The organism is Hydrogenophaga sp., assembly GCF_019635465.1.
In the GTDB taxonomy this organism is placed as follows: Bacteria; Pseudomonadota; Gammaproteobacteria; order Burkholderiales; family Burkholderiaceae_C; genus Hydrogenophaga.
Genome location: NZ_JAHBZK010000017.1, coordinates 106310 through 118983, shown reverse-complemented (window position 1 = coordinate 118983; position 12674 = coordinate 106310). Strand labels below are relative to the sequence as shown.

Sequence of the window (12674 nt, the reverse complement as noted above, 5' to 3'; positions counted from 1 at the left end):
TCGTCGTTGCACTCCTAGGCCAGGCGGCCAGCCTGGCCGTCGTCGCGCGCCTTGATTGGCGCTGTTTCCACCCCGTTCGCACTTGGAAAAATAGTGTGAACAGGTCCTAGAGCCCAACACCATGGAAAACCTCGATCTCTTCGTTCTGCGCACCCTGCTCGACTGGCGGCGCGCGGGCAAGGCCACGCTGCTGGCCACCGTCGTGCGCACCTGGGGCAGCTCGCCGCGCCCGGTGGGCTCCATCATGGCCTTGTGTGAAGGCGGCGCGGTGGTGGGTTCGGTCTCGGGCGGCTGTATCGAAGACGACCTGATCCACCGCTACCGCGATGCGTTGACAGATGGGCCGCCGCAGCGCACCCGCTACGGCGTGAGCGCCGACGAGGCCCACCGCTTCGGCCTGCCCTGCGGTGGCACGCTGGAGCTGCTGCTGGAGTTCAACCCCGACGCCGACAGCCTGACCGACCTCGTGGGTCGCCTGGGCAGCGGCCGCATGGCCATGCGCAGCACCGAAGTCGCCACCGGCCGCGTGACCCTGAGCGACATGGACCAGCCCGAGGCCCTGCGCGAACAGGACGGCTGGCTGCACAACGCCTTCGGGCCCGAGTACCGCCTGCTCATGATCGGCGCCGGCCAGCTCAGCGAATACCTCGCCACCATGGCCCTGTTCAGCGGGTTTTCGGTCACTGTGTGCGACCCGCGCGAGGAATACCGCAGCGCCTGGCAGGTGCCGGGCGTCACGCTGACAAACGACATGCCCGACGACGTGGTGCGCACCTTCCGCGCCGACCGGCGCACGGCCATCGTGGCCCTCACCCACGACCCCAAGCTCGACGATCTCGCGCTGCTCGAAGCGCTGGGCACCGAGGCCTTCTACATCGGCGCCATCGGCTCGCGGCGCAACCAGGCGCTGCGCCAGGCCCGGTTGATCGAGCACTTCGACCAGACCGAAGAGAGCCTGGCCCACCTGCGCGGGCCCATCGGCATCTACATCGGCAGCAAGACACCGGCCGAGATCGCGGTCAGCGTGATGGCCGAGGTGCTGGCGGTGAAGAACGGTGTGCCGCTTCCGCGTGACCTGGCGGTGGGGCCGGCCAAGGAAAAACTCGACGTGAGCGCCAACGATGCAGTGACCTGCTTCGTGCGCGAGGACGCGTGACGGGCGCCGACCACGACCCGAGCCTCGAACACGAGACCGTGGCGCTGGTGCTGGCCGCGGGCGCCGGCAGCCGCCTCGGCGGCGTGCCCAAATGCCTGATCCGCCTGGGTGGTCTGACCCTGCTGGACCGCCAGCTGGCGGCGCTGGCCGAAGTGGGCATTGAACACGTCAAGGTGGTCGTGGGCCACCACGGCGACGCCATTGCAAGCCACCTGCACCTGATCAACAGCCGGCGGCCCCCGCAGGTGCTGCGCAACCCCACCCCTGGGGACGACCCGGCCGATTCGCTGCAACTGGGCCTGCGCAGCCTGGTCGCCATGCCCGAGAGGCTGCTGGTGCTGGTGAGCGATCTGCCGCTGCTCGGTGCGCCCGCGCTGCGCGCGGCGCTCGCCGCTTTCGACGCGCGCGACCGCCGTCAGCACGTGCTGGTGCCCACGGTCAACGGCACGCCGGGCCACCCCGCCGTGCTCGACGCCCACGCCTGCGCGCTGCTGCGCAACCACAGCGGTGGCCTGCGCGCCTGGCGACGCACCCAACCCGAGGCCGTGCGCCTGTGGGCGACCACCGACGAAGCCCATGTGCGCGACGTCGACACGCCCGACGACCTGGCGCGCCTGGCTGCCGACACCGGCCTGAGCGTGCGCCTGCCAAGCGCCCCGCCCTCGCGCGATTTGCCGCAGTGCGGCATCGACAACGGTTGATCGGGCCGCTGCGCGCTGTTCCAATGGCCCCCATGTCCACGTCCCCCCACGCCGCCACCGCCGAGCGGCTGGCCCTCATCGAGCAGGCGCGCCGCGCAGTGCTCGATGCGCGCGAACCCGAAGCCAGCCCGCGTCTGTCGCCCTGGGTGGCGCGTTCCTGGCAGCGCTGTTTGCAGTTGGGCCTGGAACACCACCGCGAGGTGGCCTTCGAACCGGTGAGCGACGCACAGATGCGCCGAGCGCTGGAAGCCAGCGAGCCGCTGCTGCAGGCCGCCTCGCCGGTCATCCGCTCGCTCTCGCGCGCCATGGCGCACACGCACTACTTCGCCATCCTGACCGACGCGCAGGGCGTGGTGATCGACGTGAACGGCCCGGTCGATCGGCACGAGCCCGGCGTCAGCGGCATCGCGCGCCTGGGTGTGGACCTGTCCGAGCGCGCCGTGGGCACCACCGCCATCGGCATGGCCCTGACCGACCTGCAACCGGTGTGGCTGCACCGCGGCGAGCATTTCTTCGACGCCACCGGCGTCTACAGCTGTGCCGGTGCCCCCATCTGGGACCCGGACGGCCACTGCGTGGGCATGCTCGACCTCACCGGCGTCAACGTCAGCGAACAACCCGCGCTCAAGCACCTGGTATCGCAGTCGGCGCGCAGCATCGAGAACGCACTGGCGCTCGCACGCCCCCACCACCTGCTGCTGCGCATGAACTGGCCCGGCCGCGTGCTGGGCGATGACAGCGACGGCCTGGTCTGCCTGGACGGCGACGGCGACATCACCGGCATGAACCGCCCCGCCGCCGACATGCTGGGCGTCTCGCCCGGCGTGCCCGCGGGCCACGCCAGCCTGCACTTCGCAGCGCCCATCGAAGGCCTGTTCGACGCCGCCGCAGCGCACCGCGGCGGGCAGGAGGTGCCCCTGTGGTCGGGTCTGCGGCTGCAGGTGCTGGCCCAGTTCGAGCGCCGCAACGCGCGCAGCGCGCCCGCAACGCAAGGCGTGCCCCTCAAGGACCTGGAGACCGCCCTCATCCGCAAGGCGGTCGACGACGCACGCGGCAACGTCAAGGAAGCCGCCAGCGCGCTCGGCATCAGCCGCGCCACCATCTACCGCAAGCTGGGCGCCCGTCGCCGCTGAGTTGGCATCAAGGCGGCACTGAGGTGGCGCTGAAGGCGCGCGCTCAGCGCAGCACCGTCACCGATCGCAAGGGCTTGAGCACGCTCGACGGCGTCATGCCGAAGGTGCTGCGGAACATGCGGCTGAAATGCGCCGAATCGGCGAATGCGCCATCGAGCGCGGCGTCGGTGAGGCTGCCATCCGGTCGGTACGCCGCCAGGGCCCGGCGGACCTGCGACCACACGCGGTAGCTGCGAAAACTCACACCGGCCTCTTCGCTGAACAGGTGGTTGAAGCGCGAGGAGGACAGGTGCACCGTGCGCGCAAGCGCCTCGCGATCGGGCATGGACGGCAGCCCGGCATCGCGCAGATGGCGCAGGCTGCGCAACACCCGCGCGTCCACCGGCTGCAGCGACGGCCACAGGCGCCGGTCGATGAGGGCATCCAGGTCGAAGTGGTTCAGGCGCTGCTCGGTGTGCCAGCGATCGACCACGCGCGACAACGGCTCGCCCACCACGGGTCCCCGCTGCGCGAACAGCACCCGCAGGCGCTGCACCTCGGGGGCATCGGGCTCCAGGTAGAGGATGGCGACCCGTTCACCGTCAGGGTCGAAGACGTGCTCCACACCGGCGTCGATCAGCGCGCTGTGGCAGTGCTCACTGCGGCCATCGGGCCAGCGCAGGCGAAAACGACCCGACAAACCCACCAGCAGCACCGGCGCCGCATGGCGGTGCCAGCCGGTGGCCGGCAGTTCGCCCAGGTAGACCGCCTTGTCCAGCCCGACGGTCAACGCATTGCCGATCAACACAGCCCAAACCTCCAAGACTTTTCGGCATGCCCTGCGTACCGTGAGCACCTGTTCAAGACGCACAACAGGAGGACATCGTGCCGATCCGTACCGCCCACCACTGGGCGCTGAACCTGGTTCCCCAAGCCGGGATATCTCACATTGCAGGCAGCTCGTTTCTGCATGGCATCAAGTCGGTGTTGCTGGGGCTGAACCGGCGCATAGCCGGTCTGCGGGCGCGCAGCACAACGGCGGCGCACCACGCGCTGCATTATCTCGATGGCGGGCAGGGTGAGCCGGTGCTGCTGCTGCACGGGCTGTTCGCCGAAAAGGACCACTGGGTCGATCTGGCGCGCCGCCTCACCCCGCACCACCGGGTGGTGGTGCCCGATCTGCCCGGCTTTGGCGCCAGCGACCGCCTGGACGACGCGCATTACGGCTATGCCGAACAGGTCGAGCGGCTGCGCGCGTTCATGGACAGCATTGGCTTGCAGCGCGCCCACGTCGCCGGCAGCTCCATGGGGGGTGCGCTGGGTGCGATGCTGGCGCGTGAGTACCCCAACCGCGTTGCCTCACTGGCCTTCATTGGTGCACCGCACGGCCTGCGCTCGCCCAAGCCCAGCGAGACCGATCTGCTCATCGACGGCGGTCACGCACCCCTGGTGGCGCGCAACAGCGAAGAATTCGACGCACTGTTCGAGCGGCTGTTCCACCGCCCGCCACGCCTGCCCTGGCCTCTGCGGCGCACCGCACGCGAGGAGGCCATCCGCCTGGCCAGCTCCAATCTGCGGCTGTGGGCGCACCATGTGGCCGACCGCTACCTGCTGGAGCAACACATCGCCCACCTGTGCCACCCCATGCTGGTGCTCTGGGGGCGGCGCGACCGGATCTTCCACGTGTCCGGTGTTCGCAACCTGCGCTGGCGCTGCCCCCACGCCGAGGTGCAGGTGCTCGAACGGGTGGGACACTTGCCCATGATGGAAGCCCCGGACGCGGTGGCCGAACGCTATCGCAACTTCCTGCTGCAACACCGGTGGATGAAACCCCGCACACCATGAACCGATGCGCGACCCCGGCCATCGTGCTGATGGCCCTTGCCCTTGCCGGCTGCGAGACGGCGCCGCGATCGGGCGCCCTGACCGCAGCCCAGGTGCTCGACGTGCCCGCCAGCCCCCACGCCGTGCGCGATGGCCACCCCGAACTGTTCGCGGCACTGCGCGCCGGCGTGACACGCCGCGAGATGGAAGAAGAGCGGCTGGTCCAGGGTGAGTGCGGCACGCCCGACACCTCTGACGTGGGCGGCACGCGCTGGACCACCGTGACCACCGTGCTGCCCGCAGGCACCCGCCTGGCGCCGGGCACCGAGGTCGTCGTGGTTGAGGCCCGTTCGGCATGGCCCCGGGCTGACGCCACGTCTCCCGAACGTCTGCACGGCCGTTTCGTGCGGGCCTTGCCGGCTCCACCGGCGAGCGGCCAGACCCGATGCCACACCCCCGACGACCCCGTTGACACCTGGCGCTTGCGCATTCGCTCACCACTGCCCGCCTGGTCCTTCGACTTTGCACAAGCGGCCTTGCAGCGCATCGCAGCTTTCAACGAGGACGACTTTGCACAGAGCCGGGTTGTGCGCGTCGGCTGTCAGCTCAAGGTGCTCGACGGGGGCGACTGGTATGTGCCTGTCTGGCTGGCACGTGCACCGGCAGGGCTGGCGCTGGCGCGCGGCGACCAGGTCCGCCTGCGCGCAGGCGCCACCTCCAACTCGAAGGACACCGGGCCACAGGCAGAGATCGTCGCCGTGGCCGAACCGAGCCAGACGGTCATCGGTTCGACGCTGGTGCGCTGCGACTGATGCACGGCAACCACCGGGTTCAGCCGATCGCCACCACCAGCGCCGACGCCGCCACGCTGGCGCCCGCACGCGCGCCCACCGCCAACGCGAACGGGTGCGGCGCAAAGCCCACCCACTGATCACCGCCCGGCAGGCCCAGCACCACCTCGTCGCGATCACGGCCGGGAGCGATGCGCTGCACCTCGCCGTTGAGGCGTGCGCTTTCACTCACGGCCGCGTTGCGCACGCTGCGGTGGGCAGGACCCACCACCACGGCCGTGGCCTTGCACAGCAGCAGCACGCGCCTCCCGGGCGCCAGGCCCAGCAGGTCGCAGCTCTCGCGCGTCACGCTGGCGCTCAAGCGCTGCCCACCGCGCGTTTCGCATTGCACCCAGACCGTCGGGTCATCGGGCGCCAGTGGCTGCAAGGCCACCACTTGGCAGGCCAACTGGTTGCGCATGCTGGTGCGCAGCTGCAGGCCGGCCGCCACCATGGCACCGCCGGAAAAACGCGAGAGCACCGCCTCGCGCGCTTGCGCCAGTTCATCGGCCAGTTGCAGCAGGCGCATGCCGGCCTCGGTGATGACGGCGCCGCCACCGCCGCTGCCCCCCACCGTGCGGTCCACCAGCGCCTGGCCACTGGTTTGCGACAAGGTCTCGATCGCCTGCCAGGCGGCCTTGTAGCTCACGCCGACTTCGCGCGCGGCCTGCGAGATCGAATCGCCCACGGCGATGCGGCGCAGCACGTCGAGCCGCCGATCGGCACCCACATCGCTGAGCGCCTGGGGCAGACCGGCCAGAGAGGGGGCTTTGGAGCGGGATCGGGCGGGCATGTGGTGTATGCTTCTCGCTATTCCGTTTTGGAATAGCGAATTCAGAAGAGGAAATCGGGATGTTCTCACGAAGCCTGGCGGCCACCGCCCTGGCCGCCTTGTTCGCGCTGGCGGTGCCGGCCCATGCCGACGAAGCCACCGTGGCGGTGGCGGCCAACTTTGCCGAACCCATGCGTGCCGTGGCCGAGGTGCTGCGAAAGAGCACTGGCCACACGGTGAGCGTTTCGGTCGGCGCCACCGGGCGTCTGTACGCGCAGATCCGCAACGGCGCCCCCTTCGACGTGATGCTCTCGGCCGACCAGAAGGCGCCCGCGCAGCTTGAAGCGGATGGTCTGGCCGTGGCCAACAGCCGCTTCACCTACGCCACCGGCAAGCTGGTGCTGTGGTCGGCCGACGCCACCCGGGTGGACGCCCGGGGCGAGGTGCTGCGCGGCGACGGCTTTCGCAAGCTGGCCATTGCCAACCCCAAGACCGCGCCCTACGGCGCGGCCGCCGTCGAAGCCATTGACAAGCTGGGCCTCACCTCCGCGCTGACGCCGCGCCTGGTGCAAGGCGAAAGCATCGGCCAGACCTACAACTTCGCTGTCACCGGCAACGCCGAGCTGGCCTTTGTGGCGATGTCGCAGGTGCTCGAAGGGGGTCGCCTCAAAGGCGGCTCAATGTGGGTGGTGCCGCCCGCCCTGTACCCCACCATCCGCCAGGACGCGGTGCTGCTCAGGCACGGCGAGCACAATGCGGCCGCACAGGCGCTGATGGCGCTGCTGCGCAGCGAGCGCGTCAACGACCTGATCCGCTCCTACGGCTACGAGCGCTGACCCCACCCCATGCTGCTGACCCCGTCCGACCTGCAGGCCCTGGCCCTCACGCTGCGCGTGGCGGGCCTCACCACGCTGCTGCTGCTGGTGATCGGCGTGCCGCTGGCCTGGTGGCTCGCCCGCACGCGCTCCGCGTGGCGCCACCCGGTGGGCGCACTGGTCACCATCCCGTTCGTGCTGCCACCGTCGGTGCTGGGCTTTTACCTGCTGGTGGCCATGGGGCCGAACGGCCCGGTGGGTCAGTGGACGCAGGCCATGGGGCTGGGTCTGCTGACCTTCAGCTTCGGCGGGCTGGTGGCGGCATCGCTGCTGTATTCCCTGCCCTTCATGGTGCAGCCGGTGCTCGCGGCCATGCAGCAGCTGGGCGATCGGCCGCTCGAAGCAGCCGCCAGTCTACGGGCGTCGCAGGTCGACCGCTTCTTCACCGTGGTGCTGCCCCTGTGCCGGCCTGCGCTCATCACCGGCACGGTCATGAGCTTCGCGCACACCGTGGGCGAGTTCGGCGTGGTGCTGATGGTGGGTGGCAACATCCCCGGCGTGACGCGCGTGGTGTCGCTGCAGATCTACGACCATGTGGAAGCGCTGGAATACGGCGACGCGCACCGGCTGGCTGCGGTGATGCTGGTGTTTGCGTTTGCGGCGTTGCTGTCGCTGCAGTGGGTAAACCGACGAAACCACCGCGCATGAATCCAGCGACCGAAGCGAGCATCGAGTTGCGTACAACCGTTCGCCGCGCCGGTTTCACGCTGGACGTGGACCTGCGGTTGCCCGGTCAGGGCATCACCGCCCTGTTCGGCCCGTCGGGGTCGGGCAAGACCACCTGCCTGCGCGTGCTGGCGGGCCTGGAGCCCGCGGCCACTGGGCGGGTGGTGGTGGGTGGCGAGGTGTGGCTCGACAGCGCGCTGCGCACCTGCCTGCCGGCCCACCGCCGCGCATTGGGCTACGTGTTCCAGGAGGCCAGCCTGTTCGACCATCTGAGCGTGCGCGACAACCTGCGTTACGGCTGGCGGCGTGTGCCGCCTGCGCAGCGCCACCATGGCTGGGACCACGGGCTGGCGTTGCTGGGCATCGCGCACCTGCTCGATCGCCGGCCGGCCGAGCTCTCGGGCGGCGAGCGCCAGCGCGTGGCCATCGCCCGTGCCCTGGCCACCAGCCCGCGCGTGCTGCTGATGGACGAACCCCTGGCCTCGCTGGACGCCACACGCAAGGCCGAGCTGTTGCCCTGGCTGGAGCAACTGCACGAACAGCTGGACCTGCCCATCGTCTATGTCACGCACGCCATGGACGAGGCGCTGCGCCTGGCCGATCACCTGGTGCTGCTGGAAGGTGGCACGGTGCGCGCGCAAGGCCCGATCGCCGAGCTGATCACCCGCAGCGACCTGCCCCTGGCCCACGGCGACGCGGCCAGCGCGCTGATCGATGGTGTGGTCGAAGGCACCAGCGCCGATGGCCTGACCTGCCTCGCCTTCGACGGTGGCCCGCTGCGCCTGACCGACACCCGCCGCGCACCCCTGCCCGCCGGCAGCCGCCTGCGGGTGCGCGTGCAGGCCCGCGACGTGAGCCTGTCGCTGGTCGAGCCGCAGCAGATCAGCGTCAACAACGTGTTGCCGGCCGAGGTGAGCGACCTGAGCGACGACGGCCCGGGCCAGGTGCTGGTGGGCCTGCGTCTGGGCAGCGGCACGCGTTTGCTCTCGCGCCTGACACAAGGCTCGGTGCAGCGCCTGGGCATCGCGCCGGGCGTGCGGCTGTTCGCGCTCATCAAGGGCGTGGCGGTGCTGCGCTGACCGCAGGCGCCGCAGCGCCCAATGGCGGCAGGAACACCGCACGGCCATTCGCTTCGACCACGCTGGGCACCGGCACGCCGTAAAGCGCCGCCAACCCCGCCGAGGTGACCACCTCGCTCACCGGGCCTTGCGCCAGCAAGCGCCCGTCGCCCAGCAGCAGCGCACGGTCGGCGTGGCGCAGGGCCTGGTTGGGGTCGTGGGTGGTGAACAGCACGCCCAGGCCCTGATCGGCCAGCGCCCGCACGGCGTGCAGCACCCGCCCCTGGTTGCCGAAGTCCAGGCTGGCGGTGGGCTCGTCGAGCAGCACCGCGCGCGGCTGCTGCGCCAGGGCGCGCGCGATCAGCACCAGTTGGCGCTCGCCGCCGCTCATGCGGTGCACCGAGCGATCGGCCAGGTGCGCGACGCCCAGTCGCTCCAGGGCTTCATGGGCAATGGCTTCGTCCCGCGCGCCCGGCCGCGCCAGCAGGCCGAGGTGGGCCGTGCGCCCCATCAGCACCATCTGCAGTGCGCTGTAGCCAAAGGTGCTGGCCTGCCCCTGCGGCACATAGCCCAGCCACTGCGCACGCGCCGGCAGCGACCAGTCGCGCAGCGCGCGGTCATCGAGACGCACTTCGCCCGCCAGTGGCGGCAGCAGCCCGAGCAGCGTCTTGAGCAGCGTGGTCTTGCCGCCGCCGTTGGGGCCGAGCAGCGCCACCACCTCGCCAGCATGCAGTTGCACTGACGGCACCGCGGCCACCACGCGGCTGCCGTACCCCACCTGCAGATCGGTGGCCTCGAGCAAGGCGCTCATTGCCACCCCCGCTGCGCCCGGCCCAGCAGCACGATGAAGAACGGTGAGCCGATCAGCGCAGTGAGGATGCCCAGCGGAATCTCCACCGGCGCGACCGAGCGCGCCACCGTGTCGATGATCAGCAGCAGGCCGGCACCGAGCACGGCCGCCACCGGCACCAGGCGCACAAACGAAGGACCGACCAGAAAGCGCGCCAGGTGCGGCACCACCAGGCCGACCCAGCCCACGATGCCCGCTGCTGCCACGCTGGCTGCGGTCACCAGCGTGGCGGCGGCCACGATGGCCAGGCGCAACCCGGTGGTGCGCGCACCGAGCGCGCGGGCTTCTTCCTCGGGCAGCGACATCACGTCCAGGCGCCAGCGCAGCAGCAGCAACACCACCAGGCCCAGCGCCACCGGCACCAGCAAGGCGGGCAGATCGTCTGCATGCGCGGCCGACAGGCTGCCCAGCAACCAGAAGGTCATGGCCGGCAGCTGGTTGTAGGGGTCGGCCAGCGTCTTGACGAGCCCGATGCCCGCCCCGAGCAGCGAACCGATGACGATGCCCGCCAGCAGCAGCACCAGGATGGGGTCGCCCTGGCGCACCAGCGAGCCGGTGCCGTACACCAGCGCCACCGCCAGCAGGCCGCCAGCAAAGGCCATCAGCTGGATGCCCGCCAGCCCGAAGGAAAAGAAGATGCCCAGCAAGGCGCCCAGCGCCGCACCGGCAGACGCCCCCAGGATGTCGGGCGAAACCAGCGGGTTGCGGAACAAACCCTGAAACGCCGCGCCCGCCGCCGAGAGCGCCGCACCCACGGCCAGCGCGGCGGCGATGCGCGGCGCGCGGATCTGCCACACCACGGTCTGCAAGGACTCGCTGGCCTGGCCGGTGACCACGGCCCACAGGTCGGTGAGCGAGACCGGCGTGCGCCCCGCCAGCAAGGCCAGCAGCAGGCCGAACAGCAACACCGCCCACGCGGCCAGCGTGCGCATCTCAGTCGCGGCCCGCCAGCACGCGCCGCACCTGCCCGGCCGACAGATCGACCTGGTAGAAGCGGCGGTAGAAGTCGCGCGCGATGGCGCCGAGGTCGTCGCGAAACTGCTCTGGCAACACCTTGGCGCCGATCCACCACAGGCCGGGCAGGCGGTTCACGCTGGGCGGGAAGTCCACCCAGCCAAAGGGCAGCTTGGGGCTGAGGTGCACGCGGCCATGGCGCACCGCACTCACGCCGCGCCACAGCGGGCTGCTGCCCACGGTCTGCGCAAAGGTCTGGTCGATGGTGATGATCACCTCCGGGTCCCAGTTCAGCACCTGCTCGACCGACACCCGCGCCAGCCCGCCCGGCATGCGCGTGGACACGAGCTCGATGCCCATGGCCTCGAACATCTCCACGTTGATGGAGCCGTCGAGACCGGTCTCCATGCCGTGCGGGCCCCGCGCGTAGTAGACGCGGGGCCGGCGCTCGCGCGGCACGCGCGCCACGCGCTCGCGCACCTGCGCCAGCGTGTCGCTGGCATAACGCGCCAGCTCGGCCGCGCGCGCCTGCCGGCCCAGCAACTCACCGAGCAGCCGGTAGCCCTCGGGCACCGCCTCCAGCGCGCCGTCGATCAAGGCATAGGGAATGCCGGTCTGCGATTGCACGCGATCGGCCAGCTCGACGAAAGTCTGGCGCACCGAACCGGTGTCGACGATCAGGTCGGGCTTGAGCGCGAGCACCGTCTCGAGGTTGGCGGTGTTGCCGCGGCCGGTGAGACGGCCCACCTCGGGCCGCGCCGCCACGTCGGGCAGCAGGAACTCGCGTTCATCAGGCCGGTTGGCGCGCGGCCAGCCCAGCAGCGTCTCGGGCGCCAGCGTGTAGAGCCAGATGGCCGCGGGCGGCCCGGCCGGAAAGACCCGGGCCACCTGCGACGGCACTTGCACTGCCCTGCCCGCGCTGTCGGTCAGCGTGCGGGGCGTCTGCGCCGCCACCGGCCAGGCCACGCCGGCGGCCAGTGCCTGCAGCGCGGCACGGCGCGACCAGCGATCAGGGCAGTTCGAATCCATGGCTGGCGAGTGTGTCGCGCGCCTGCGCGCCGAGCAACCATTGCGCCAGTTGCTCGGCCCCTTGTCCGGCAGCCAGGCGCCAGCACAGGCCGTAGTCGGCGCGCACCGACAGGGCCTCGGGCAGCGCCACCACGCGCAGTTCGGCCCATTCGCGTTGCGCGCGCTGGGCATTGGTGCGGTAGGTCAGGAACACATCGAGCCGGTGTTCGGCCATCACCCAGGCGTAGGTGTTGCGCCCCTCGGGCGCGCGTGGCGACTGGGGGCCGCCGGTGAGCGCCATCGCCCTGGCACGCAAGGCATCGCGTGCGCCAGCCTTCAGGGCCTCGGCGCGATCGAACACCGCCAGCGCGTAGTCGCCCGACGGATCGGCGAGCGGCGTCGAGGTGCCCAGCCGAAGCGCCGGGTTGAGCAAGGCATCAAGCAGCGCGTGCGGGTCGCTGCGCAGCGAAGGCGCCACCAGCGCGCACATCGGGTTGTGCGCAAACACCTGGGGTTCGCTCCAGCCACCCTGCTGCGCCAAGGCGCGCGGGTGGTCCAGATTGGCCGAGGCAAACACATCGGCCGGCACGCCGGCCTCGATGCGCTGTCGCAGCAGGCCAGCGGCCGCAAAGCGGCTGCACCACGCGGGTCCACCCGCCGCGCGATGCAGCGGCGCCAGCGCCTCGAAGGCCTCGCGCAGACTGCCCGCCGCCATCACGCGCACAGGGCCCGAAGCAAGCGGCGTCGACATCGCGCAAGGTGAAAGCTATGCCACAACGGCCCGCCACGTCGCGGGGCACCGCGGATCCGGCTCCGCCGGTCCGCTGGTGCCGTCCCCCCTCAGGGCCTGCCCATGCCATTTCTTCAA

14 protein-coding genes are annotated in these 12674 nt (G+C 70.9%); 8 read left to right on the top strand and 6 right to left on the bottom strand.

Going from position 1 to position 12674, the window contains the following annotated elements:
* Window positions 1-121 precede the first annotated feature (121 nt).
* The 3 genes from KF871_RS15790 to KF871_RS15780 are packed head-to-tail and all read left to right on the top strand — an operon-like array spanning window position 122 to window position 2990.
* Entirely contained in the window at window positions 122-1156 is a 1035-nt protein-coding gene (locus tag KF871_RS15790; RefSeq protein WP_291144606.1) for an XdhC family protein, read from the top strand.
* Window positions 1153-1857: an NTP transferase domain-containing protein gene (locus KF871_RS15785; RefSeq protein WP_291144603.1), complete on the top strand. Its 705-nt coding sequence runs from the start codon at window positions 1153-1155 to the stop codon at window positions 1855-1857. Before KF871_RS15790 ends, KF871_RS15785 begins: the two co-directional genes overlap by 4 nt.
* A 32-nt stretch (window positions 1858-1889) precedes the next feature.
* A complete protein-coding gene (locus KF871_RS15780; protein ID WP_291144599.1) occupies window positions 1890-2990 on the top strand; it encodes a helix-turn-helix domain-containing protein in 1101 nt (366 codons plus the stop codon).
* Window positions 2991-3033: 43 nt separating this feature from the next.
* On the opposite strand, the gene KF871_RS15775 is transcribed toward KF871_RS15780, so the two are convergent.
* Window positions 3034-3792, bottom strand: coding sequence for an AraC family transcriptional regulator (locus KF871_RS15775; RefSeq protein ID WP_291144596.1), 759 nt, complete (start codon window positions 3790-3792; stop codon window positions 3034-3036).
* A 62-nt stretch (window positions 3793-3854) separates the two neighbouring features.
* Between KF871_RS15775 and KF871_RS15770 the strand changes: the two genes are divergently transcribed.
* On the top strand, window positions 3855-4814 hold the full coding sequence (locus KF871_RS15770; RefSeq protein ID WP_291144593.1) for an alpha/beta fold hydrolase: 960 nt from the start codon (window positions 3855-3857) through the stop codon (window positions 4812-4814).
* Entirely contained in the window at window positions 4811-5605 is a 795-nt protein-coding gene (locus tag KF871_RS15765) for a hypothetical protein (protein ID WP_291144591.1), read from the top strand. The genes KF871_RS15770 and KF871_RS15765 overlap by 4 nt, the downstream gene beginning before the upstream one ends.
* Window positions 5606-5624: 19 nt before the next feature.
* On the opposite strand, the gene KF871_RS15760 is transcribed toward KF871_RS15765, so the two are convergent.
* Window positions 5625-6416 carry a TOBE domain-containing protein gene (locus KF871_RS15760; RefSeq protein WP_291144589.1) on the bottom strand — a complete coding sequence of 264 codons (792 nt, stop codon included), beginning with the start codon at window positions 6414-6416 and terminating at the stop codon, window positions 5625-5627.
* A 59-nt stretch (window positions 6417-6475) separates the two neighbouring features.
* Here KF871_RS15760 and modA point away from each other — a divergent pair, with 59 nt between their 5' ends.
* Genes modA through modC form a run of 3 tightly spaced genes read left to right on the top strand, consistent with a single transcriptional unit; the run spans window position 6476 to window position 9015 of the window.
* A complete protein-coding gene (gene modA, locus KF871_RS15755; protein ID WP_291144587.1) occupies window positions 6476-7231 on the top strand; it encodes a molybdate ABC transporter substrate-binding protein in 756 nt (251 codons plus the stop codon).
* 9 nt (window positions 7232-7240) lie between these two features.
* The gene (gene modB, locus KF871_RS15750) at window positions 7241-7918 is read left to right on the top strand and encodes a molybdate ABC transporter permease subunit (RefSeq protein WP_291144585.1); all 678 of its coding nucleotides are present in this window, start codon (window positions 7241-7243) and stop codon (window positions 7916-7918) included.
* Window positions 7915-9015: a molybdenum ABC transporter ATP-binding protein gene (modC, locus tag KF871_RS15745; protein WP_291144583.1), complete on the top strand. Its 1101-nt coding sequence runs from the start codon at window positions 7915-7917 to the stop codon at window positions 9013-9015. Before modB ends, modC begins: the two co-directional genes overlap by 4 nt.
* On the opposite strand, the gene KF871_RS15740 is transcribed toward modC, so the two are convergent.
* From KF871_RS15740 to KF871_RS15725, 4 genes are read right to left on the bottom strand one after another with little or no spacing between them, the layout of a single operon-like run.
* Window positions 8990-9805, bottom strand: coding sequence for an ABC transporter ATP-binding protein (locus KF871_RS15740; protein WP_291144580.1), 816 nt, complete (start codon window positions 9803-9805; stop codon window positions 8990-8992). The genes modC and KF871_RS15740 overlap by 26 nt on opposite strands.
* Entirely contained in the window at window positions 9802-10776 is a 975-nt protein-coding gene (locus KF871_RS15735; RefSeq protein ID WP_291144577.1) for an iron ABC transporter permease, read from the bottom strand. The genes KF871_RS15740 and KF871_RS15735 overlap by 4 nt, the downstream gene beginning before the upstream one ends.
* A 1-nt stretch (window position 10777) precedes the next feature.
* On the bottom strand, window positions 10778-11827 hold the full coding sequence (locus tag KF871_RS15730; protein ID WP_291144575.1) for an iron ABC transporter substrate-binding protein: 1050 nt from the start codon (window positions 11825-11827) through the stop codon (window positions 10778-10780).
* On the bottom strand, window positions 11808-12557 hold the full coding sequence (locus tag KF871_RS15725; protein ID WP_291144572.1) for a substrate-binding domain-containing protein: 750 nt from the start codon (window positions 12555-12557) through the stop codon (window positions 11808-11810). The genes KF871_RS15730 and KF871_RS15725 overlap by 20 nt, the downstream gene beginning before the upstream one ends.
* Window positions 12558-12674: the final 117 nt, after the last annotated feature.